The following is a 22,313-nucleotide window of genomic DNA, read 5'->3' on the forward strand; positions in this document are numbered from 1 at the left end:
CGTGCACCAAGGAAGTGCCTTCCCGTGAGAGAACCCTGGACCTTCGCAAGCCCAAGTTTCCCTTACAGGACAGGCACTTCCTCCATTTCACGACCAGATCTACATCACACTGCGTGAAAGACGCAGGCTAGAGGACGAATCGCGGTCTCCCCAAGGGCGCCCTGCGCCCGACGGAGACTTCACCGTCGCGCGCCCTCTTTTGGGCCGGAGGCCCACGGAAACGTTTTGTAGGGCACCCTCTCCGAGAACGTGAGTTTCCAACAAATCCAGCGCCCTGCGAAACGTTTCCGTCAGCGCGTGACAATTCAACACAGTCTCCAGGTGGGGGTAACGCCGCGGAGGGTGCCCACGCAGGATGACCGCCACCGATCGTGACTCGCGTCACACGGATGGAGGAGGCGGCTTGCTGAGTGTCCGTGATCTTCAGGTGCGGTACGGCCGATCGGTGGCCGCACTGCACGGGGTCGACCTCGACGTTTCCCCCGATGGAGTACTGGCCGTCCTTGGCAGCAACGGCGCCGGGAAATCGACTCTGCTGCGGACCATCTCCGGCACCCTGCGCATGCACCGAGGGTCCGTTTCCGCCGGTGAGGTCCGCTACGACGGCAAACCGCTGACCAAGCTCGACCCGGCCCGCATCGTCGGTCTCGGCGTGGTCGGCGTCCCTGAAGGCCGCCAGGTCTTCGCGCGGATGACGGTCGAGGAGAACCTCCGCGCGGGCGGGATCGGCGCCCGCTCCCCCGGAGACCGCACCGCCGCGAGGAAACGCGTCGACGAACTCTTCCCGGTCCTGTCCGAACGCGCCAAACAGCGCGCCGGCCTGCTGTCCGGCGGTGAGCAGCAGATGCTCGCGATCGGCCGCGCGCTGATGTCCGGCCCTCGGCTGCTGCTGCTCGACGAACCGTCACTTGGCCTCGCGCCGAAGATCGTCGAGCGGACCGGCGCCATCATCCGTGAGATCCACGATCAGGGCACGGCCGTGGTGCTGGTCGAGCAGAACGCCGTGATGGCGTTGCGCGTGGCCGATCACGCGATCGTCCTCGAAGTCGGCCGGGTCGCGCTGGCCGGGACGACGGCCGAACTCGCGGCGAGCGAAGACGTCCAGCGGCTCTACCTCGGCGGACACGCCGAATCGCAGGCCACCGCCGACGCCGAGGCCGAAGACGCCCGCAAGCACCGCGAGGGCCGGACGCTGTCGAGGTGGGCCGGATGACGCCGCCGGAGTTGCACATCGACAACTTGACCCTGCGCTTCGGCGGGATCCGGGCGCTGGACGACGTCTCCTTCAGCGTCGGCTCCGGTTCGCTGCACGCGCTCATCGGGCCGAACGGCGCCGGGAAGTCCAGTTGCTTCAACGTGATCAGCGGGCTCTACCGGGCGGACTCCGGCAGCGTCCGGCTCGGCGACACCGTCCTTTCCGGACTCGCGCCGCATCGGCTCGCCGGGCTCGGCGTCGGCCGGTCGTTCCAGAACGCGGCCCTCTCCCCCGGCTCGACCGTGCTCGACAACGTCATGCTCGGACGCCACGCGCTGACCACCGGTGGCTTCCTCGCCTGCGGTCTCCGGCTGCCGTGGACCACCCGCGCCGAACGACGGCATTCCGCGCGCGCCAAGGAGATCTGCGACTTCCTCGGCATCGGCGCACTGGTGGACCTTCCGGTCGGGGCGCTCCCGTACGGCGCGGTGAAACGCGTCGACCTCGCCCGCGCGCTCGCCGTCGAACCGGTCCTGTTGCTGCTCGACGAACCCGCGGCCGGGATGAACGCGACCGAGACCGCCGAGCTGGCCGGGACGATCCGGGACGTCCGCGACGCGCTCGGCATCTCGATCCTGCTGGTGGAACACGACATGGGGCTGGTGATGGGTATCGCGGACCGGGTCACCGTCCTGGATTTCGGCAGGCGGATCGCCGACGGCACCCCGGCCGAGGTCCAGTCGGATCCGGACGTGATCAGGGCATACCTCGGCACGGAGGCCACGGCGTGAACACTTTCCTGCAACTCGCGGTGAACGGACTCGGCAAGGGCGCGGTGTTCGCGTTGCTGGCGCTGGGTTTCGTGATCATCTTCAAGGCCACCGAGGTGGTCAACTTCGCGCACGGCTCGCTCGTGCTCTTCGGCGGCTACCTGGTCGTCGTGACCCGGGAATCACTCGGCTGGGCGGGCGCTTCGCTGGTCGGCATCGCCTCGGCGGGTCTGCTCGCGCTGCTGCTGGAACGCCTCCTGCTCTCCCGCTCGCGGCACGCGGACGCGAACAGCCTGGCGTTGCTGACCATCGGCGTCGACGTGATCATCACCGAAGAGATCGTGCGGCGGCTCGGCGTCACCTTGCCGTTCCTCGGCGACGCCTGGGACGCGCAGCCGTTCCAGATCGGCGGGATCACGTTGTTCCGCACGCATCTGGTCGCGCTGGTCGTCGCGGCGGTGCTGATCACCGCGTTCACCGTCGCGTTCAAGTACTCGAACTGGGGTATCGCGATGCGGGCGCAGGCGGAGAACCGCGAGGCCGCCGCGCTGATGGGGATCCGCAGTTCCCGCGTGACGGCGACGGCGTGGGTGGTCGCCGGCGTACTCGCCGGGGTCGCGGTGCTGTTCATCGCCACCCAGGACTTTTCCGGCGCGGGGCTGTCCCGCGGCACGCACTCCATCGCGCTCGCGGCGTTCCCCGCGGCCATTCTCGGCGGGCTGGACTCGACGGCGGGCGCGGTGGTGGGCGGGCTGGTCGTCGGGCTCGTCGAGGCGCTTTCGGCGCAGTACGTGTCGTTCGACTTCTCCAAGAGCGCGGTCTTCCTGGTGATGCTGGTGGTATTGGTGGTGCGGCCGTCGGGGTTGTTCGGGACGAGGGAGAGCACTCGTGTCTGACACCGCTGTGAAAACCCCTGCCGCGGCCCCGCCGACACCGCCCGCCAAACGCGACAACGGGCGGCTGCTCAAAGCGCTGGCCTGGATCGCGCTGCTGGTCGTCCTGCTCGCCATCCCGCTGTATCTCGACGCCGCCTGGCTGAAAGCCGGGCAGTACATGATGATCGGCGGGGTCGGCGCCATCGGGCTGACGCTCCTGGTCGGCCAGGCCGGGCAATTGTCGTTGGCGCACGCGTTCTTCCTGATGGCGGGCGCGACCGGGTACACCGTCCTTTCCGGACCGACGGACGACGAGCGCGTGTTCGGCCTCGGCCTCGACCCCGGCCTGTCACTGGTCGGGGCGGTGGTCATCGCGGCACTGCTCGGGCTGGCGTTCGCACCGGTTTCCGGACGGTTGCGCGGGATCTACCTCGGTGTCGCGTCACTGTCACTAGTGTTCCTCGGACTCTACTTAGGACAGTCCGCCGAAACGCTGACCGGCGGGACGTCGACCGGACGCGCTCCCGAACCGTTCTCCCTGTTCGGCTTCCCGTTCACCAACGGCGGTCCCGAAATCGAGCTGATGGGCGTGCCGATCCGGCAGGCGGAACGACTCTGGTACCTGTTCCTCTTCCTGACCGTGCTCGCGTACGTGGTCGCCCGCGCCGCGGTCCACAGCCGGGTCGGCCGTTCGTGGCGGGCCGTGCGGGACAACGAGGCCGCTGCCTCGGTGATGGGGGTCAGCGTCACCAGGGCCAAGGCGGGCGCGTTCGCCGTCTCCTCGGCATACGCGGGACTCGCGGGCGCGATGACCGTGCTGTGGTTCGACATCCTCAAACCCGACGAGAGCGAATTCGGTACGTACGGCATCAACATCTCCATCGCCTTCCTGGCCATGGTGATCATCGGGGGACTAGGCTCGGTGCCCGGCGCGCTGGTGGGCGCGCTGATCGTCAACGGGCTGCCGCAGGTGCTTTCGCTGTATTCCGCCGATCTCGGCTGGTTCTCCGGAACCGGGGACGGCGCCTTGACCCCGATCCTGGTCAGCTCGTTCGTCTACGGCGCCGCGATCATCCTCGTGGTGCTCTTCGAACCGGGCGGGCTCGCCGCGATCGGTCGCCGGATCACCCCCTCGAAGAAACGTCATCTCCCGGAGGAGCAAGGCATATGAAGCGCACATTTCCGGCCGTCGCGCTGGCGGCGGTCCTCGTCCTCTCGGCGTGCAGTACGAAAGCGGGCGACTCGGGGTCCTCGGGGGCGGACGACTCGGGCGTCAAGACCGACAAAGGGGTGACCGCGTCGGAGATCACCCTCGGCGTGATGACCGACAAGACGGGCGTGTTCAAGAACCTCGGCCTCGGCGTCACACAGGGGAACGAGTTGTGGGCCAAGGACTTCAACGCCGCCGGCGGGGCATGCGGACGTCAGGTCAAACTGGAGACCATCGACCACGGGTACAAAGCGGACACGGCGAAGACGCTGTACCCGCAGATCGAGCCGAAGGTGCTCGGGTTCGTGCAATTGCTGGGTTCGCCGATCGTCGCCGCGCTGAAACAGAACATCGCCTCGGACAAGACCGTCGCCGCGCCCGCGTCGTGGTCTTCGGAACTGCTCGACAACCCGTACGTGATGATCGTCGGGACGACGTACGACCTGGAGATCATCGACGGCCTTTCGTACTTCCAGGAACAAGGTCTGGTGAAGGATGGCGACACGATCGGGCACGTCTACATCGATGGCGAGTACGGCAAGAACGGCCTGCGCGGCTCGCAGTTCTACGCCAAGAAGCACAATCTGACGGTGAAGGAAGTCAAGATCACCTCCACCGACAACGACCTCACCAATATCGTCACCGGGCTCAAGGGCGATGGCGTCAAGGCCATCGTCCTGACCACGTCCCCGGCGCAGACCGGTTCCGCGCTCGCGACGAACAAGGCACTCGGGCTGAACGTGCCCGTGCTCGGCAACAACCCGGTGTTTGACCCCGTGCTGCTCAAGAGCCCGGCGGCGAACGCGCTGGACAAGCTGACGATCGTCGCCAGCAGCGTCCCGTTCTCCGCCGATCTCCCCAAGGCGAAGGACGTCGCGGCGAAGTACAAGGCCGCGTACAAGGAGACCCCGAACGGTGGCATCCCCTACGGCTACGCGGTCGGCGAAGTGTGGGGCGCGGTGCTCAAGAAGGCTTGCGAGAACAAGGACCTCACCCGGGACGGCATCGCCGCGGCGCTGAAGCAGACGACGTCGGCGAGCACGGGGGATCTGGTGGCGGCACTGGACTTCTCGAAGGCGGGCACCCCGGCGACGCGCCAGGTGTACGCGGCGACACCGGACGCGTCTGCCGAGGGCGGCGTTCGCTACGTCAAGCCGCTGTTCGAGGCTCCCGAGGCGAAGGAGTACGTGGCTCCGCACCAGAAGTGAGTCTCGCTTCGGCCAGCGACGGCCGGGCCGAGCGTGCGGGAGTGCACTGTGCTGCCTCGACCGCGGCGCCCAGGCGATGGTCTCGGCGCAGATGCGGCCGCTTTCCTGATCCACGTCGCCGCACAGGACATCGAACAGCTCCACTCATTCCTGGTGGATCGCTTGTCGAAGCGCAAAGAGATCGTCAGTTTCGGCGAGTTCGGGCTGCGAATACCAGGTGACAACCCCTAGGTCTTCACCCTGGAATACCCGACACGCCACCCCTAAGTACGCCCGAAATCCAAGACTTCGCATCGGAGAAGACGGAAACTGTCGGGGGTATGGGTTTGACTGGGCACAGCGGAACAGAAAGGAGGCACGACATGGACGTTCGGACAGAACTGAACCATCGTGAGCGGGCCACCCTGAGAGCCGTGGCCGATGGCCACGCCGAGATCAGTTGCAGTTGCGAACCGGACCTGTTCGTCGACGGTCTCGCCTGCTGTGACCAGCACACCGCGCACCGCCTGGCGCACCTCGGCCTGGTGGCACCCGCCCACGGCGGCCGATGGGGCGAACGCGTCCCCGCCCGGCTCACCGAGGCCGGGGCGGAAGCATTGGGGGCCGCCGCGCCGGCGCTCGCCCTACCACCGCTGGCCGCCGCCTAAAAGCGTTTGCCGGAGTGCGCGAAGGGCGCCACGATCTGCTGATGCGTGTCTTTCTGGAGACCGAACGGCTCCTGCTGCGGCAGTTCACCGACGCCGACGTCGACGACCTGTTCGCGCTCTACGACGACCCCGAAGTCATGCGGTACCTCAATGGGGGCAAACCCGCCGACCGGGCGGAAATCGAAAGAATCGACCTTCCCGCTTTTCTCGGTTACTACGAGCGTTTCCCCGGTTACGGATTCTGGGCGGCGATCGTGAAATCCAGCGGGGCTTTCCTGGGGTGGTTCCATTTCCGGCCGCTGCGCGGCCATCACACGGACGACCCGGAGCTGGGTTACCGGCTGAACCGATCGTCCTGGGGCAAGGGATACGCCACCGAAGGTTCGCTCGCGCTGCTGGAGAAGGGCTTCACCGAATTCGGGGCGCGGCGGATCTGGGCGGGCACCATGGCGGTGAACCTGGGGTCACGCCGGGTGATGGAGAAGATCGGGATGCGGCACATCCGGACCTTTCACGAGGACTTCGACGACCCGATCCCCGGCACGGAGGAGGGCGAGGTCGAGTACGCCATCACCCTGGAGGAGTGGCGCTCCCGCACCCTCACGTGATCAGACGGCGAACACGCGTGATTGAGCGGCGAACTCGCGTGATCAGACGGCGATCACGCGAGATCTCCGCCTGATCACGGGGTGGGGAGCCAGGTTTCGCCGATTTCGTCGGTGAGGGCTTCGCCGCCGGTCAGGTCGGCGAGCCACGCGTGGAACGCGTCCCCCTGGTCCGGCGCGAGCCCGACGTCGAAGTGCGCGACGTCTTCGAACCGCGTCGCGTGCAGTAGGTACGGCGACGAGCGGATGTCGTTCTCCAGGCGTCCGGCCCGGTCGTAGTCGACGACGACCTCCACCAGCCGCAGCCGCCGGTACTCCCGCACCCCGACGGCGTCGACGGCCTCGGAGACCGCCTGACCGTAGGCGCGGATCAGGCCGCCCGCCCCGAGCAGGACCCCGCCGAAGTAGCGGGTCACCACCGCGACCGTGTCGGTCAGCTCCCGGCGGCGGAGCACCTCGAGCATCGGGGTGCCCGCGGTCCCGGCGGGCTCGCCGTCGTCACTCGACCGCTGCGCGCGACCGTCGGCGCCCAAGACGAACGCGTGGCAGTGGTGCCGGGCGGCCGGATCGGCCTTCTTCCGGGCGGCGATCACCTCGCGGGCGGCCTCTTCCGAGGTCACCGGGGCGAGCGCGCACAGGAACCGCGAACGCCGGATTTCGATCTCGTGGACCCCGGTGCCCGCCACGGTGAGATAACGATCCGCCATCGGCCAAGCCTCTCAAACCGGACGGGACGCTCTGCCGTTCGGGCGATTCGATGGTCACCTCGGGTCACCGCAACACCGGTGAAACCCACTCCAATGCGCGATCCAGGTCACACTGTCGAGGCACGTGAGCGATCGTTCACGCAGGTCAGCGCCCTAATGCTCCACTCAGTGGACATGTCGTTCCAGCCAGTGGGCAGATGATGTTTGAAGTCAACGCCCGCGTGGCATTTCCCACCCCGACCAAGCGACGTATGTCGATAACAGCGATTTCACACTATCGTCATAAGACCGGCGAACCCGGGAGTAACACGTGCGCCCCGCCTGCCATCCACCACAACGGTCTGGCGGCATGCGGCGCACCGCAGTACCGATAAGCGCATCGGCCGCCCAATGCAGTGCGGCTCTACGAACCCTGCCCCCGTTTCGCGGGGCGGATTCGTTCCCTCTCGACTGACCATCGCGGTCCCGGACCACTCCGTTAGCTGGTTCACTTCCGAACCACCCGAACGGAGTGCTACCGGTCGCGCCGACGCCTTGGGAGGCGGCCAGCCGTGACCCACCATGCCAGCAACAAGGGCAGCAAGGCCCCCGAAGGCCTGTATGACCCGGAGTTCGAACATGACGCCTGTGGTGTCGCGTTCGTCGCCGATCTCTCCGGAAAACGCGATCACGGCATCGTCGCCAAAGCACTGATCGCGCTGCGGAACCTGGAACATCGCGGGGCCCGCGGCGCCGACCCGGAAACCGGCGACGGCGCCGGGATCCTGATCCAGGTCCCCGACGAGTTCTATCGCGACGTCGTCGGCTTCGAACTGCCCGAACCCGGCGCGTACGCCGTCGGCACGGCTTTCCTTCCCCAGGACGAAAAGCCGCGCGGCCGGGCGATGACCACCATCGAGCGCATCGCCGCCGAAGAAGGCATGCGTGTACTCGGCTGGCGCGATCTGCCCGTCCACACCGAACACGTCGGCACCGGCGCGGCCGAGACGATGCCGCACTTCAGCCAGCTGTTCCTCGCCGGGCTGCGAGACGGGCTGGCGGGTCTGGCGCTGGAGCGCGCCGCGTTCGTGGTGCGCAAACGCGCCGAGCACGAACTGGTCGAGGACGACGTCTACTTCCCGAGCCTGTCGTCACGGACGATCGTCTACAAGGGAATGCTCACCGAGCCGCAGGTCGAGAAGTTCTTCGCCGACCTCACCGACGAACGCGTCACCAGCGCCATCGGCCTGGTGCACTCCCGGTTCTCCACCAACACCTTCCCGTCGTGGCCGCTGGCGCACCCGTACCGGTACGTCGCCCACAACGGCGAGATCAACACCCTGCGCGGCAACCGCAACTGGATGGACGCCCGCGAGGCACTGCTCGAATCCGACCTGATCCCGGGTGACCTCAAGCGGATCTACCCCGTCATCACACGTGGCGCGAGCGACTCGGCGTCCTTCGACGAGGTGCTGGAGCTGCTCCACCTCGGCGGCCGGTCACTGCCGCACGCGGTGCTGATGATGATCCCGGAGGCCTGGGAGAACCATCAGGAGATGGATCCCGCGCGCCGTGCGTTCTACGAGTTCCACTCGACGCTGATGGAGCCGTGGGACGGCCCCGCGCTGGTCTCGTTCACCGACGGCACCCAGATCGGCGCGGTGCTCGACCGCAACGGCCTGCGCCCTGCCCGGTACTGGGTCACCGAAGACGGCCTCGTCGTCCTCGCCAGTGAGGTCGGCGTGCTGGAGCTGGACCAGTCCACGATCGTCCGGAAAGGACGGTTGGAGCCGGGCCGTATGTTCCTCGTGGACACCGAGGCCGGCCGGATCGTCGAGGACGAGGAGATCAAGAACCAGCTTGCCACCGAGCACCCGTACGACGAATGGGTCGAGGACGGGCTGCTGCCGCTGGCAGGGCTCCCCGATCGCGAACGCGAGATCCCGCCGCACGCCGCGCTCGTGCGCCGCCAGCAGGCTTTCGGCTACACCGAAGAGGAACTCGACGTCCTGCTCGAGCCGATGGCCCGCACCGGCGCGGAACCGATCGGCTCGATGGGCAACGACTCCCCCATCGCGTCGCTGTCGAGCCGCCCGCGGCTGATCTTCGACTACTTCATCCAGCTCTTCGCCCAGGTGACCAATCCGCCGCTGGACGCGATCCGCGAGGAACTGGTCACCTCGCTCGGCACCCAGCTGGGCGCGGAGCCGAACCTCCTGGAGGCCGACGCGTCGTCGTGCCGCCGGATCGTGCTGCCGTTCCCGGTGCTGGACAACGACGAGTTCGCGAAACTGGTGCACGCCAACGACGACGGTGACCTGCCCGAGTTCCAGTCGGTCACCGTGCAGGGCACCTACGACGTCCACGGTGGCGGCGAGGCGCTCGTGCGGCGGCTCGACGAGATCCGCGCCGAGGTGTCCGCGGCCATCGCCGAGGGCGCGCGGCTGATCGTGCTGTCCGACCGCGGGATCGACGAGGACCACGCCGGCATCCCGTCGCTGCTGCTCACCGGCGCGGTGCACCACCATCTAGTGCGCGAGAAGACCCGCACCCAGGTCGGCCTCATCGTCGAGGCGGGCGACGCGCGCGAGGTCCACCACATCGCGCTGTTGATCGGCTACGGCGTCGCCGCGGTCAACCCGTACCTGGCGATGGCGACCGTCGAGGAGATGGCCGACCAGGGCCTGATCGCCGGTGCCACCGCCAAGCAGGCGACCACGAACCTGATCAAGGCGCTGGGCAAGGGCGTCCGGAAGACGATGTCGAAAATGGGAGTGTCCACAGTGGCCTCCTACACCGGCGCGCAGATCTTCGAAGCGGTCGGCCTCGGCGACGAGGTCATCCAGAACTGCTTCACCGGCACCACTTCCCGCCTCGGCGGCGTCGGCTTCGACACGCTCGCGCTGGAAGTCGCCGGACGGCACCAGCGGGCCTTCCCCCGCGACGGGTTCCGCGCGAACCACCGCGAGCTGGAGACCGGCGCGGACTACCAGTGGCGCCGCGAGGGCGAACCGCACCTGTTCAACCCGCAGACGGTGTTCAAGCTCCAGCACTCCACCCGCGCCGGGAAGTACGAGGTCTTCAAGGAGTACACGAAGTCCGTCGACGACCAGGCGCAGAAGCTGTACACGCTGCGCGGGCTGTTCGACTTCAAGATCGGCCAGCGGCCCGCGGTGCCGATCGACGAGGTCGAACCGGTCTCCGAGATCGTCAAGCGGTTCGCCACCGGCGCGATCTCGTACGGGTCGATCTCCTCGGAGATGCACGAGACCCTGGCCATCGCGATGAACCGCCTCGGCGGCAAGTCGAACACGGGTGAGGGCGGAGAAGACGCCGCGCGTCTTTACGATCCCGAGCGCCGCAGCGCGGTCAAGCAGGTCGCGAGTGGACGGTTCGGCGTCACCAGCGAATACCTGGTCAACGCCGACGACATCCAGATCAAGATGGCGCAGGGCGCGAAGCCCGGCGAGGGCGGCCAGCTGCCCGGCGCGAAGGTGTACCCGTGGATCGCGAAGACACGGCACTCCACGCCCGGCGTCGGTCTCATTTCCCCGCCGCCGCACCACGACATCTACTCGATCGAGGATCTCGCCCAGCTGATCCACGACCTCAAGAACGCCAACCCGGCCGCGCGCATCCACGTGAAGCTCGTGTCCGAGGTCGGCGTCGGCACGGTCGCGGCGGGCGTTTCCAAGGCGCACGCGGACGTCGTGCTCATCTCCGGGCACGACGGCGGCACCGGTGCCTCGCCGCTGTCTTCCATCAAGCACGCCGGTGGACCGTGGGAACTCGGCCTCGCGGAGACGCAGCAGACGTTGCTGGCCAACCGGTTGCGCGACCGGATCGTGGTGCAGACCGACGGCCAGCTCAAGACCGGCCGCGACGTCGTCATCGCCGCACTGCTCGGAGCCGAGGAATTCGGGTTCGCGACGGCGCCGCTGGTGGTGTCCGGCTGCATCATGATGCGCGTGTGTCACCTCGACACCTGCCCGGTCGGCGTCGCGACGCAGAACCCCAAGCTGCGCGAGAAGTTCAGCGGCAAGGCAGAGTACGTGGTGAACTTCTTCGAGTTCATCGCGCAGGAGGTCCGGGAGTACCTGGCGGAGCTGGGTTTCCGGTCCATCGCCGAGGCCGTCGGCCACGCGGAGATGCTCGACAAGCGCAAGGCGATCGATCACTGGAAGGCCGCCGGACTCGACCTGTCGCCGATCTTCCACGTGCCCGAGATGGCTCCGGCCGGTCTGCGTCACCAGCAGACGGTGCAGGACCACGGGCTGGAGAAGGCGCTCGACAACACGCTGATCCAGCTGGCCGAGGGCGCGCTGTCGTCCGGGGACAAGGTGCGGCTGGAGCTGCCGGTCCGCAACGTGAACCGGACCGTCGGCACCATGCTCGGCCACGAGCTCACCAAGCGGTGGGGTGGCGAAGGCCTGCCGGACAACACGATCGACGTCACCTTCACCGGGACCGCGGGTCAGTCGTTCGGCGCGTTCGTGCCGAAGGGCATCACCCTGCGGCTCTACGGTGACGGCAACGACTACGTCGGCAAGGGCCTGTCCGGTGGGCGGCTCATCGTGCGGCCGCCCGAGGTGGCGCGGTACAACGCCGAAGAGCACATCATCGCGGGCAACGTGATCGGCTACGGCGCGACCAGCGGCGAGATCTTCATCCGCGGCAAGGTCGGCGAGCGGTTCTGCGTGCGTAACTCGGGCGCGCTGGCCGTCGTCGAAGGCGTCGGCGACCACGGATGCGAGTACATGACCGGCGGCAAGGTGGTCGTGCTCGGCGGTGTGGGCCGCAACTTCGCGGCCGGGATGTCGGGCGGGATCGCCTACGTGCTGGACCTTCCGGCGCACCGGATCAACCCGGAGATGGTCGACGTCGACCCGCTGGATTCGTCCGATGTGGACTTCCTGCGTGAAGCGCTCGAAAAGCATTACGACGAAACGGAGTCCGCGGTCGCGCGTGCGCTGCTCGCCGACTGGGACGCCGCCGTCGACCGGTTCGGCAAGGTCATGCCGAAGGACTACAAGCGTGTGCTCGCGGCGCAGGCGGATGCCGAGCGCGATGGGCGCGATGTGAACGAGGCGATCATGGAGGCCGCACATGGCTGACCCCAAGGGCTTTCTGACCACCACTCGCGAGACGCCGAAGAGCCGTCCCGTCGACCTGCGCTTGATGGACTGGCGCGAGGTGTACGAGGACTTCGCGACGACGAAGCTGCAAAAGCAGGCCGGGCGCTGCATGGACTGCGGCATCCCGTTCTGTCACCAGGGCTGCCCGCTCGGGAACCTCATCCCCGAGTGGAACACGCTGACCTGGCGCGACGATTGGCGCGAGGCGGCCGAGCGGCTGCACGCGACCAACAATTTCCCGGAGTTCACCGGGACCCTCTGCCCGGCGCCGTGCGAGACGGCGTGTGTGCTCGGGATCAACGATGATCCCGTCACCATCAAGCGGGTCGAAATCTCGATCATCGACCGGGCCTTCGCAGAAGGCTGGGTCACGCCGGAGTTGCCGGTCGTCAAGACCGGCAAGAAGGTGGCGGTGGTCGGGTCCGGCCCGTCGGGACTCGCCGCGGCGCAGCAGCTCACGCGCGCGGGCCACAGTGTCGTGGTCTTCGAGCGGGCCGACAAGATCGGCGGGCTGCTGCGCTACGGCATCCCCGAATTCAAGATGGAGAAGCACCGGCTCGACCGCCGCCTGGACCAGATGCGGGCGGAGGGCACGGAATTCCGGACTTCGGTGAACGTCGGCGTCGACCTCACCGTCGAGGAACTCAAGTCGTCCTACGACGCCGTGGTCCTCGCCGGTGGCGCGACGGCGTGGCGCGACCTGCCGATCGACGGTCGCGAGCACCAGGGCATCTACCAGGCGATGGAGTTCCTGCCGCACGCGAACCGCGTCGCGGCCGGCGAACTGGACGTCTCGCCGATCAGCGCTGAGGGCCTCGACGTCGTCGTCATCGGCGGCGGCGACACCGGCGCGGACTGCGTCGGGACCTCGCACCGTCAGGGCGCGAAGTCGGTGACGCAGCTGGAGATCATGCCGAAGCCGCCGCTTTCGCGGTCCGACGCGCATCCCTGGCCGACGTATCCGATGATCTACCGCGTCTCGTCCGCGCACGAAGAGGGTGGCGAGCGGCTGTACTCGGTCAACACCCAGGAGTTCGCGGCCGACGCCGACGGGCGTGTTCGCGCGTTGAAGCTGGTCGAGGTGCGCAACGAGGGCGGCAAGTTCGTCCCGGTGCCCGGAACGGAACGCGAACTGCCCGCACAGCTGGTGCTGCTCGCGATGGGCTTCGTCGGCCCGGAGCGGGAGGGCCTGCTGGAGGCGCTCGACGTCGAGCTGGACCAGCGCGGCAACGTCGCCCGCGACAAGGCGTTCAAGACCAGTGTCGACAACGTGTTCGTGGCCGGGGACATGGGCCGCGGCCAGTCGCTCATCGTGTGGGCGATCGCCGAAGGGCGCTCCGCCGCGGCCGGGGTCGACGCGTTCCTCACCGGACGTGACGTCCTGCCCGCCCCCATCGCCCCCACCGACCGCCCCCTCACCTAGCGATCCCCTCGCGACTCGGCACCTACTTGCGGTAGTTCAACGGCGAACCACCGCAAGTAGGTGCCTTCTTGCGTTGGTTGCGCGTGCGACTATCGCAAGTAGAGGACTAATTGCGCGGTGTAATCACATCGTTGGTTCTTTCGGGTGATAAAACCGCCGAAAGAGAGTACTTGCGGGTGAAGACGCCGGGCTTTCGGTATCGGTTGTATCAAGGGGTAAGACCCACGCGGCGGCGGGGACCGGCAAGACCTGCCGGAGCCGTCGAGCGGGTCCCGATGAGGGGGTTCCTTGCTATGACCATTGATTTGAACGCGCCTTTGGAATGGAAGAAGGCGACCGGCGACGCCGCGAAGATGCTCGACCAACTTCAGCCGAACATCCTCAAAGCTCACGCTCGCGATCATTTCTCCGCGCTTTTCCTACGTTTTTCGGAGGCGGCGGGCGCGAAAAAGTTCCTCGCGTCACTCGTCCCGCTGATGAAGTCCGCGAAAACGCATCTGACCGAGGTCGACCGCTTCAAGGCCGAGGGCGTGAAGGGATCGCCCTACGTCGGCACCGGGCTGACCGCGGCGGGCTACCGGTTCCTGAAAATCGAGGCGCCGCAGGATGAATCCTTCCTCCGCGGCATGCGCGACCAGGAGACCCGCGAGAAGCTGAACGACCCGCCTCGTTCCACGTTCGACGGCGGATACCACCACGACATCCACGCCGTCGTCATCATCGGTGACGGTGCGGATGCTCCGATGACCGCGCGCCGGAACGAGGTTCTCGCGCTGATTCCGCCGACGGTTTCCGTAGTCGCGGAGGAAACCGGACTCGGCCGGGTGAACGCCCAGGGTGAGGGGATCGAACATTTCGGGTACGTCGACGGCCGGAGCCAGCCGATCTTCCTGATCGAAGACGTCCTCGCGGAAAAGTCCGGAACGGATGGGATCACCACCTGGGATCCGACCGCTCCACTGAACCAGGTACTCGTCCCGGATTCCGCGGCACCCGATCCTGCCGTGCATTTCGGCAGCTACTTCGTTTTCCGCAAACTGGAACAGAATGTGCGGCGATTCAAGCAGGCCGAGGAGGCTTTGGCGGATCAACTGGGCCTCACCGGTGAAGATCGGGAACGCGCGGGTGCGATGATCGTCGGCCGGTTCGAGGACGGCACACCGCTGACCGTGCAACGGGAAGACGGGGCGGAAAGCCCGGTACCGAACAACTTCGACTACGAAAGTGACGACGCCGGGGCGAAATGCCCCTTCCAGGCCCATATCCGGAAGACGAACCCGCGGGGCAGCGGCGGCGCCGAGGAGCCCCCGCAGGAGCGCCTGCACCTGATGGCGCGGCGGGGTGTGCCCTACGGCGAACGGGCCGACGACCCGAACGCCGACCTGCCGCCGTCGGCCCGGCCGAGCGGCGGGGTCGGCCTGCTGTTCATGGCGTTCAATTCGGCGCTGGACAACCAGTTCGAGTTCACCCAGGCGGTCTGGGCGAACAACCCGTCGTTCCCGATTCCGGACGCCGGGGTCAAGCCGCCCGGCCTCGATCCGGTCATCGGCCAGGGGCCGCGCCCGGAATCCGTCTACGCCAAGGAATGGGCGGGCACCCAGACGGTGACCGCGGATCCGTTCCCGCAGGCGGTGACGCTGAAGGGCGGCGACTACTTCTTCATGCCGTCACTCGCCTTCCTGCGCGGACTGGGCGGGAAGCGCTGACTCCTCACGCACTGTGGTCGTTTCCGGTGATCGAACAGCGGGTTGTCCGCTGAACGTCACCGGAACGGACGCAAAGCGGATATCGATTCGGAGTCGACGCCGATGGCCTGCGAGACCGGCCGGCCCTGGGCGGGCCGGCCACCGGATGGGCGCCGGTCACACTGGGGGTGGCCGGCGCCCGCCCTTCCCTTTTCTCCCTGACGTCCCAAACCTGCCTCTTCCCTCCGCCCGTATCGCGACGCGTAGTACTTTGTCCGATGCGGTAAGCGACTTATCGCGCTTCGGGGAGGGAGCTGGAGATGAATCGGCATGAACGGCTGACGGCCTTATTGGACATGGTGGGAGAGCGGGAAAAAGTCGACGTCGAAGTCTCCGCGGGCGAACTCGGCGTCTCCCCCGCGACGATCCGCCGGGATCTCGATCACCTCGCCGGCCGCAATCTCGTGGTCCGCACCCGCGGCGGCGCCGTCGCGAGCAACGTCGCCTACGACCTTCCGTTGCGCCACAAGGCCGCGCGCAACGCACCGGAGCAGCAACGGATCTCGGCGGCCGCGGCGAGGATGGTCGATCCCGGCATGGTGGTCGGCCTCAACGGCGGGACCACGAGCACCGAAGTGGGCAGGGCACTCGCCACCCGGCCGGATATGGGCGAGCCGAGCGGGGGCCCCTTGCTCACCGTGGTGACGAACGCGCTCAACATCGCGCACGAACTCGCCGTCCGGCCGAACATCAAGATCGTGGTGACCGGCGGGGTCGCGCGGCAGCAGTCGTTCGACCTGTCCGGGCCGCTGTCCCATCTGTTCCTCGACCAGATCTCGCTGGATCTGGTGTTCCTCGGGGTGGACGCGTTCGACCCGGTGCACGGCGCGCAGGCACATCACGAAGGCGACGCGAGCACGAACCGGCTGATGGCGGCCCGCGCGCGACAGGTCGTCGTACTCGCCGACAGCGGGAAGCTCGGCGGTCACGCCTTCGCGAAGATCTGCGCGACCGCCGATGTCGACGTTCTCGTCACCGACGGCCGCGCGGATCCCGAGCGAGTGCACGCCTTCGAGGAGGAAGGCGTGCGGGTGGTCAAGGCTTGAGCAGGTCCAGGGCCAGCAGGGCCGCGCCGAGCCTGCCCGCCTCGTCGCCGAGTTGCGCGATCCGCAGTTCCGGCATCCGCTGGAACTGCAGGTTCGCGGCCAGCCAGGCACGGACCGGTTCGAGCACGTAGTCGCCGGCGGTGAACAAGCCGCCGCCGAGTACGACGACCTCCGGCGCGAGCAAGGTGACCAGGGTCTTGATGCCGTGACCGAGTCCGTCGAGGGCGTCGTTGACCACCGAGATCGCGGCCTCGTCGCCGTGCCGAGCGGCGTCGACGACCTTCTCGGCGCCTTCGGCGGGACGCCCGGTGTGCTCGCTGTAGCGGCGGGCGATGGCCGACGCCGAGGAGATCGCCTCGAGACATCCGGTCGCGCCGCAGCCGCACGGCAGCCGGTGGCCGACGTCGATGTGCCCGATCTCGCCACCCAGCCCACCCGCGGCGTACAGCTTCCCGTCGAGCTGGAGCGCGGCCGCGATCCCGGTACCGACCGGGATGAAGGCGGCGTCGGTGCAGCCCTTGCCCGCGCCGACGCGGAACTCCGCGAGCCCGCCCGCGCGGACGTCGTGCCCGAACGCGAACGGCAGCCCCAGCCTGCTGTCGAGCATCTCGCCGAACGGGACGTTCCGGAAGTCGAGGTTCGCCGAGAACCGCGCCACTCGCTCGACGTCGTCGACGATGCCGGGGATGACCACGCCGACGGCGTCCGGCGTGCCGGTGCCCGCCTGCTTGCCCAGTGTTTCCACGATCCGTGCGACCTGATCCGCCAGCGCCTCGCCATCCGCTCCGCGCGCCGTCGGCTCGCGCAAGCTGGCCAAGTCCTTCAGGTCCGCGTCGTACAAGGCCGCCTTGATGGACGTGCCGCCGACATCGAGTGCCGCCACCGCAGGTGTCATAGCTGGATTGTCACATTGACCGGACGCTTCGCGGAGACCTACGCTCGACCGGCCAGACGTCGGCACCCGGAACGCGGTGAGATTCCGCGCGGTCGCGCCACTGTGACCTCGAACCATCCGGTTCGGGGAAGCCAGACCCGGAGCCGTCGTACCACCCCTGAAGAGGCCGCGCTAGCCCGAGGAGGTCCCACCGCCATGTCGTCCGAAGCGGTAGCAGCAGTACCCGTCCCGATCCGGATCCCCGTCCGCGAGATCCTGCCCTGGGCGGTGCTCGTCATCCTCCTTTCGTTGATCACGCTGTACTTCATCAGCGCCGAGCAGGGTGCGGTGTCGGTGTTCGCGAACTCGTACGTCCATGAGTTCGTCCACGACGGCCGGCACCTGCTGGCCTTCCCCTGCCACTAGGCGGCACGCGCCCCATGATGAGGTCCTTGCTGGTCCGCGGCATGCTCGCGGGCCTGATCGCCGGTGTCCTGGCGACCCTTTTCGCGTATTTCTTCGGTGAGCCTTCGGTCGAGACCGCCATCGGTCTCGAAGGCGGCGCCGCGCATTCGCACAGTGCTCCCGGCGCCGCTCCCGACGCCCACGAGCACCCTCCTGCCGGTGCTGAGGCCGAGGAGGAAGAGCTGGTCACCCGTGGTGTGCAGAGCACTGTCGGCCTGCTGACCGGTGTCGGGCTCTACGGCGTCGCCGTCGGTGGCCTGTTCTCGCTGGCGTTCGCCTTCGTCTACGGACGGATCGGCACCCTCCGGCCCCGGGTGACCGCCGTTCTGCTCACCGCGAGCGCCTTCGTGGTCGTGTTCCTGGTGCCGTTCCTGAAATACCCGGCGAACCCGCCGGCCGTCGGGCAGGCGGGCACGATCGGAAGCCGGACTTCGCTGTATTTCGGCTTCGTCGCGCTTTCGCTGCTGATCGGCATCCTCGCCGCGGCGTTCGGCCGGAAGCTGGCCGACAAGCTCGGCGCCTGGCGTGGCGGGCTGATCGCCGCGGGCGGGTATGTCGTGCTGATCGCGGTGGCGGCGGCACTGCTGCCGTCGATCGACGAGGTCCCCGCCGAGTTCCCCGGTTCCACGCTGTGGAGCTTCCGGCTGGCCTCTGTCGGCACCCAGCTGGTGCTGTGGACCGTGCTCGGCCTGACCTTCGGCGCCTTGTCCGAGAAGGTGCTGGCGCGTAAGGAAGTCACTAGCCCGCAGCCCGGCTGACCGACTCCCACGAGCACCATTCCGCGACGCGGCTCTGGTGCGGTTCCATGATAACGTCAAGTCCCCGGATCCGACTCGGCGCAGCGAACGCTCACGGCAGGCGATCCTGACCGCGACGACCGAATTGCTCGGCGAGGTCGGCTACCCGAAGCTGGCGGTGGAGGCGATCGCGTCGCGGGCGGGAGTGGGCAAGCAGACGATCTACCGGTGGTGGCCGGACAAGGGCGCGTTGGTGCTGGACGCGTACCTGACGCTCGTCCAGGGTGCGGGCGAGCTGACCTTCCCGGACACCGGCGACCTCGGCGCGGACCTGCGCACCGTGCTCCGGTCCACGGTGAACCCCTTGGCGGACAAGGATTACGAGGCGTTCTACCGCGCGCTCCTGACGGCGATCCAGGGTGACGTGAAACTGTCGGCGGAACTCGACGAGCGGCTGATGCGGCCGTGGCTGGAGGCGACCAGGGCACGCTTCCACCGCGCTTCGGAAGCCGGTCAGATCGACGGCGCGGACATAGACACCGCGGTGGATCTGCTCTACGGATCCGTCTATTACCGGTGGCTGCTGCGGACCGGACCGCTCAGCGAGCAGTTCGGCGACTCGGTGGTCCGGCTGATGCTGCGCGCGCTGCGGCCGGGCTCAGACACCGGGCGGGACGAAAGGAAGGTCGACATCGACGCCCGTTTCGATCAGGCGCAGGAGACGGGCGGTGTCGACGTGCTCCTCGACGGCGTCGGCGAGCCGGTCGAGCATGCCCTCCCGGAGCATGCCGAACCCCTGCGCCCCGGGGGTAGGTGACCAATCCGCCACTTCGCCCAGCCAAGCACGACGGAAGCCGTCGTTCTCGAAGGCGCCGTGCCACATCGTGCCCCATACCGCCCCCTGCCGATATCCGTCCAAAAAGGACTCGGCGGGACCGGTGGCCGTCACGGCACCGTGGTGGATTTCGTACGCCTCGACGGGTTGACCGCGCCATTCACCCGACGGCCGGGCCAGCACCTTGTCGGCGCTGAAGGAGACACGAGTCGGCAGCAGTCCGAGGCCGGGGACGGTTCCGGCGCCGGACTCGACATCGTCCTCGATCTCGGCGGCCAGCATCTGGTAGCCGCCGCAGATCCCCAGCACCGGACGACCGTCCGTGGCCCGCGCCCGCACAGCGTCCGCCAGACCGCGAGCGCGTAGCCACGCCAGGTCGTCCACGGTGGCGCGGGAACCCGGCAGGATCACCACGTCGGCGGAAAGAACCGTGTCCGGGTCAGCTGTCAAAGCGACCGAGACACCGGGCTCGGCGGCGAGCGCGTCCACGTCGGTCGCGTTGGAGGCGCGGGGGAACCGCACGACGGCGATGCGCAGGGATCCGCCGGTCGCGCCCCAGCCCGCGGCGGCCAGCGCGTCCTCCGAGTCGATCCACACCTGGTCGAGCCAGGGCAGCACGCCGAAGACCGCCCGGCCGGTGAGCTTCTCCAGCGTTTCCAGCCCCGGTCGCAGCAGGCCGACGTCACCGCGGAACTTGTTGACCAGCCAACCCGAAACCAGCGCCTGGTCTTCGGCGGACAGGAGAGCGAGGGTGCCGAACATCGCGGCCATGACACCGCCGCGGTCGATGTCGCCGACGACCACCACGGGCAGGCCGAACCGCCGCGCCAGCCCCATGTTGACGTAGTCGCCCTCGCGCAGGTTGATCTCGGCCGGGCTGCCCGCGCCTTCACAGAGCACGACGTCGAATCGCCGTCGCAGTGCGGCGAAGGTGTCGAAGGCGATCTCGGCGAGCCCCGCCCGGCCGGTCGCGTACTCCCCCGCTTCCAGCGTGCCGAACGGTTTCCCGAGCGCGACGACGTGGCTGCGGCGGTCGCTCCCGGGTTTCAGCAGCACCGGGTTCATCGCGGCTTCGGGCTCGACGCGGGCCGCACGCGCTTGCAACCACTGCGCGCGGCCGATCTCGGCGCCGTCCGCGCACACCATCGAGTTGTTCGACATGTTCTGGGACTTGAACGGCGCGACCCGCACACCCCGGCGCGCGAGCCAGCGGCACAACGCGGCGGTGACCAGGCTCTTGCCCGCGTCCGACGTCGTCCCCGCGACGAGCAGGCCGCTCACCGCGTGACCGCCACCGCGACGGCGAGCGCGGCGAGACCGACCGCTCTCGACAGCCGGACCGCGCGACGCACGTCCACCGGTTCCGGTTCGCGGCCATCGCCGAGCACGCCGCGGCGTTCGGTGCGGCCGCTGTAGCTGTTCGTCCCGCCCAGCCGGATCCCGAGCGCGCCCGCGAAGGCGGCCTCGACCTGGCCGGCGTTGGGGCTCGGGTGGTGTTTCCCGTCGCGGCGCCAGATCCGGAACGCGGATTTGGCGAAGCCACCCGCGAGCGGCGCCGACGCCACGGTCAGCGCCGCGCCCACGCGAGACGGGACCAGGTTGGCCAGATCGTCCGCCCTGGCCGACGCCCAGCCGAACCGGGAATAGCGCGGTGACCGGTAGCCGACCATCGCGTCCAGCGTGTTCAGCGCGCGGTACCCCAGCAGGCCGGGGATCCCGGCGACCGCACCCCACAGCAACGGCGCGACGACGGCGTCCGAAGTGTTCTCGGCGAGGGACTCGGTGGTCGCGCGCGCGAGTTGCCCGGCGTCGAGGCCGGTGGCGTCACGGGCGCACAGGTGCGAGAGCCGCTGCCGCGCGCCGGGCAGATCGCCGTCGTCGAGCAGCCGGGCCATGCGCGTGCCCTCGGCCGCGAGCCCCCGCCCGCCCAGAACCACCCAGGTGGACGCCGCGGTGAGCGCGAACCGCGCGAACGGCCGCTTCCGGGTCAAAAGCTGGGCGGCGACCCCCATTCCGGTGACGGTCCCCGCGCAGACGGCGGTGTACGCCGCGCCCCAAACCTTCGAATCGGCCCAAACCCGCTGTTCAAGGGCTTGCGCGGCGCGGCCGAAGCCGGCGACCGGATGCCATCGTCGCGGATCTCCGAACACGGCGTCGGCGACGTAACCGGTAACGAGTCCGGCTGCGGTGGCGGCTTGTCGGAGTGGCACGTGGCGAACCGTAGCGCGTGCACGAGAATGCGGGGTATGACCAAGCTGACGCATCGCCTCGCGAGGGTTCTGGAGACTCTCGCGCGGGCACTTCGCCGCTACTCACGCGACGACGGCAAGGTGCTGATACTGGGCGGCGTCCGCTCTGGGAAGTCACACCACGCCGAGCGGCTCGCGTCCCGTCACCCGCACCTGACCTACCTCGCGCCCGGGCTGCCGCCGAGCGCCGACGATCCCGAATGGGCCGCTCGGGTGGCCGCGCACCGCGCGCGGCGGCCGAGCACCTGGAAGACGATCGAGACCACCGACCTCGCCACCGTGCTGCGCACCGCGACGCATCCGCTGCTCATCGACTGCCTCGGCACCTGGATCGCCCGCGTGCTCGACGAGGTCGGCGCCTGGGACCAGAAGAAGGGCTGGGAGCGGCGGCTCGACGACCGGCTCGAGGACTTCCTGGCGGCGTGGGAGCAGGCGAGTGTGCCGGTGATCGCGGTGAGCAACGAGGTCGGCAGCGGTGTGGTACCCGCGACGGTGTCCGGCCGGGTGTTCCGTGATGTGCTGGGCGCGTTGAACAACCGGGTGTCCGCCGTCTCCGACCGGACCGTGCTGGTCGTCGCCGGGCGGATGCTCGACCTGCCTTAGGGAGC

At 68.4% G+C, this 22,313-nt stretch carries 18 protein-coding genes and 1 pseudogene; 15 read left to right on the forward strand and 4 right to left on the reverse strand.

The window, feature by feature from the left end:
- Positions 1-403 precede the first annotated feature (403 nt).
- The 7 genes from ACLARN_RS38010 to ACLARN_RS38040 all read left to right on the forward strand — a co-directional run bounded on the left by ACLARN_RS38010 (position 404) and on the right by ACLARN_RS38040 (position 6,513).
- The gene (locus ACLARN_RS38010; RefSeq protein ID WP_409496320.1) at positions 404-1,213 is read left to right on the forward strand and encodes an ABC transporter ATP-binding protein; all 810 of its coding nucleotides are present in this window, start codon (positions 404-406) and stop codon (positions 1,211-1,213) included.
- Positions 1,210-1,986: an ABC transporter ATP-binding protein gene (locus tag ACLARN_RS38015; RefSeq protein WP_409496321.1), complete on the forward strand. Its 777-nt coding sequence runs from the start codon at positions 1,210-1,212 to the stop codon at positions 1,984-1,986. Before ACLARN_RS38010 ends, ACLARN_RS38015 begins: the two co-directional genes overlap by 4 nt.
- Positions 1,983-2,861 carry a branched-chain amino acid ABC transporter permease gene (locus tag ACLARN_RS38020; RefSeq protein ID WP_409496322.1) on the forward strand — a complete coding sequence of 293 codons (879 nt, stop codon included), beginning with the start codon at positions 1,983-1,985 and terminating at the stop codon, positions 2,859-2,861. The genes ACLARN_RS38015 and ACLARN_RS38020 overlap by 4 nt, the downstream gene beginning before the upstream one ends.
- Complete coding sequence (locus ACLARN_RS38025) at positions 2,854-4,011, forward strand: branched-chain amino acid ABC transporter permease (RefSeq protein WP_409496323.1); 1,158 nt, start codon at positions 2,854-2,856, stop codon at positions 4,009-4,011. The genes ACLARN_RS38020 and ACLARN_RS38025 overlap by 8 nt, the downstream gene beginning before the upstream one ends.
- Positions 4,008-5,258 (forward strand): ABC transporter substrate-binding protein, encoded by a 1,251-nt coding sequence (locus tag ACLARN_RS38030; RefSeq protein WP_409496324.1) that lies wholly within the window; start codon positions 4,008-4,010, stop codon positions 5,256-5,258. The genes ACLARN_RS38025 and ACLARN_RS38030 overlap by 4 nt, the downstream gene beginning before the upstream one ends.
- 362 nt (positions 5,259-5,620) lie before the next feature.
- On the forward strand, positions 5,621-5,905 hold the full coding sequence (locus ACLARN_RS38035) for a hypothetical protein (protein ID WP_409496325.1): 285 nt from the start codon (positions 5,621-5,623) through the stop codon (positions 5,903-5,905).
- Positions 5,906-5,946: 41 nt separating this feature from the next.
- A complete protein-coding gene (locus ACLARN_RS38040; RefSeq protein WP_409496326.1) occupies positions 5,947-6,513 on the forward strand; it encodes a GNAT family N-acetyltransferase in 567 nt (188 codons plus the stop codon).
- A 74-nt stretch (positions 6,514-6,587) separates the two neighbouring features.
- Here the strand turns inward: ACLARN_RS38040 and ACLARN_RS38045 are convergent, their stop codons facing one another.
- The gene (locus ACLARN_RS38045; RefSeq protein ID WP_409496327.1) at positions 6,588-7,217 is read right to left on the reverse strand and encodes a YigZ family protein; all 630 of its coding nucleotides are present in this window, start codon (positions 7,215-7,217) and stop codon (positions 6,588-6,590) included.
- 551 nt (positions 7,218-7,768) lie between these two features.
- Here ACLARN_RS38045 and gltB point away from each other — a divergent pair.
- The 4 genes from gltB to ACLARN_RS38065 all read left to right on the forward strand — a co-directional run bounded on the left by gltB (position 7,769) and on the right by ACLARN_RS38065 (position 16,545).
- A complete protein-coding gene (gltB, locus tag ACLARN_RS38050; protein WP_409496328.1) occupies positions 7,769-12,310 on the forward strand; it encodes a glutamate synthase large subunit in 4,542 nt (1,513 codons plus the stop codon).
- On the forward strand, positions 12,303-13,754 hold the full coding sequence (locus tag ACLARN_RS38055) for a glutamate synthase subunit beta (protein ID WP_409496329.1): 1,452 nt from the start codon (positions 12,303-12,305) through the stop codon (positions 13,752-13,754). Before gltB ends, ACLARN_RS38055 begins: the two co-directional genes overlap by 8 nt.
- A 293-nt stretch (positions 13,755-14,047) precedes the next feature.
- Positions 14,048-15,460 (forward strand): Dyp-type peroxidase, encoded by a 1,413-nt coding sequence (locus ACLARN_RS38060; protein ID WP_409496330.1) that lies wholly within the window; start codon positions 14,048-14,050, stop codon positions 15,458-15,460.
- Between the two features lie 299 nt (positions 15,461-15,759).
- Positions 15,760-16,545, forward strand: a complete 786-nt coding sequence (locus tag ACLARN_RS38065; protein ID WP_076164772.1) for a DeoR/GlpR family DNA-binding transcription regulator — start codon at positions 15,760-15,762, stop codon at positions 16,543-16,545.
- On the opposite strand, the gene ACLARN_RS38070 is transcribed toward ACLARN_RS38065, so the two are convergent.
- Positions 16,535-17,428, reverse strand: a complete 894-nt coding sequence (locus ACLARN_RS38070; RefSeq protein WP_409496376.1) for an ROK family protein — start codon at positions 17,426-17,428, stop codon at positions 16,535-16,537. The genes ACLARN_RS38065 and ACLARN_RS38070 overlap by 11 nt on opposite strands.
- A 207-nt stretch (positions 17,429-17,635) precedes the next feature.
- On the opposite strand from ACLARN_RS38070, the gene ACLARN_RS38075 reads away from it, so the two are divergent.
- The 3 genes and pseudogenes from ACLARN_RS38075 to ACLARN_RS38085 all read left to right on the forward strand — a co-directional run.
- Positions 17,636-17,845: a CbtB-domain containing protein gene (locus tag ACLARN_RS38075; RefSeq protein WP_409496331.1), complete on the forward strand. Its 210-nt coding sequence runs from the start codon at positions 17,636-17,638 to the stop codon at positions 17,843-17,845.
- Between the two features lie 14 nt (positions 17,846-17,859).
- Complete coding sequence (locus ACLARN_RS38080) at positions 17,860-18,642, forward strand: CbtA family protein (RefSeq protein ID WP_409496332.1); 783 nt, start codon at positions 17,860-17,862, stop codon at positions 18,640-18,642.
- Positions 18,643-18,679: 37 nt separating this feature from the next.
- Positions 18,680-19,240, forward strand: a pseudogene (locus ACLARN_RS38085) (TetR/AcrR family transcriptional regulator); the annotation flags it as partial.
- Positions 19,241-19,279: 39 nt separating this feature from the next.
- Here the strand turns inward: ACLARN_RS38085 and ACLARN_RS38090 are convergent.
- Positions 19,280-20,737: a cobyric acid synthase gene (locus ACLARN_RS38090; protein WP_409496333.1), complete on the reverse strand. Its 1,458-nt coding sequence runs from the start codon at positions 20,735-20,737 to the stop codon at positions 19,280-19,282.
- A complete protein-coding gene (locus ACLARN_RS38095) occupies positions 20,734-21,666 on the reverse strand; it encodes a cobalamin biosynthesis protein (RefSeq protein ID WP_409496334.1) in 933 nt (310 codons plus the stop codon). The genes ACLARN_RS38090 and ACLARN_RS38095 overlap by 4 nt, the downstream gene beginning before the upstream one ends.
- A 36-nt stretch (positions 21,667-21,702) precedes the next feature.
- On the opposite strand from ACLARN_RS38095, the gene ACLARN_RS38100 reads away from it, so the two are divergent.
- On the forward strand, positions 21,703-22,308 hold the full coding sequence (locus ACLARN_RS38100) for a bifunctional adenosylcobinamide kinase/adenosylcobinamide-phosphate guanylyltransferase (RefSeq protein ID WP_409496335.1): 606 nt from the start codon (positions 21,703-21,705) through the stop codon (positions 22,306-22,308).
- The last annotated feature ends 5 nt before the right edge of the window (positions 22,309-22,313 follow it).

It is taken from the genome of Amycolatopsis sp. cmx-11-12, assembly GCF_046269425.1.
Lineage (GTDB): Bacteria > Actinomycetota > Actinomycetes > Mycobacteriales > Pseudonocardiaceae > Amycolatopsis.

Excerpts from the sequence above, each read along its gene's own strand:
- ACLARN_RS38035 (WP_409496325.1), top strand. The coding sequence starts at position 5,621 with ATGGACGTTCGGACAGAACTGAACCATCGTGAGCGGGCCACCCTGAGA.
- ACLARN_RS38065 (WP_076164772.1), top strand. The coding sequence starts at position 15,760 with ATGAATCGGCATGAACGGCTGACGGCCTTATTGGACATGGTGGGAGAG.
- ACLARN_RS38100 (WP_409496335.1), top strand. The coding sequence starts at position 21,703 with ATGACCAAGCTGACGCATCGCCTCGCGAGGGTTCTGGAGACTCTCGCG.
- ACLARN_RS38015 (WP_409496321.1), top strand. The coding sequence starts at position 1,210 with ATGACGCCGCCGGAGTTGCACATCGACAACTTGACCCTGCGCTTCGGC.
- ACLARN_RS38055 (WP_409496329.1), top strand. The coding sequence starts at position 12,303 with ATGGCTGACCCCAAGGGCTTTCTGACCACCACTCGCGAGACGCCGAAG.
- ACLARN_RS38030 (WP_409496324.1), top strand. The coding sequence starts at position 4,008 with ATGAAGCGCACATTTCCGGCCGTCGCGCTGGCGGCGGTCCTCGTCCTC.
- ACLARN_RS38045 (WP_409496327.1), bottom strand. The coding sequence starts at position 7,217 with ATGGCGGATCGTTATCTCACCGTGGCGGGCACCGGGGTCCACGAGATC.
- ACLARN_RS38060 (WP_409496330.1), top strand. The coding sequence starts at position 14,048 with ATGACCATTGATTTGAACGCGCCTTTGGAATGGAAGAAGGCGACCGGC.
- ACLARN_RS38040 (WP_409496326.1), top strand. The coding sequence starts at position 5,947 with ATGCGTGTCTTTCTGGAGACCGAACGGCTCCTGCTGCGGCAGTTCACC.
- ACLARN_RS38080 (WP_409496332.1), top strand. The coding sequence starts at position 17,860 with ATGATGAGGTCCTTGCTGGTCCGCGGCATGCTCGCGGGCCTGATCGCC.
- ACLARN_RS38075 (WP_409496331.1), top strand. The coding sequence starts at position 17,636 with ATGTCGTCCGAAGCGGTAGCAGCAGTACCCGTCCCGATCCGGATCCCC.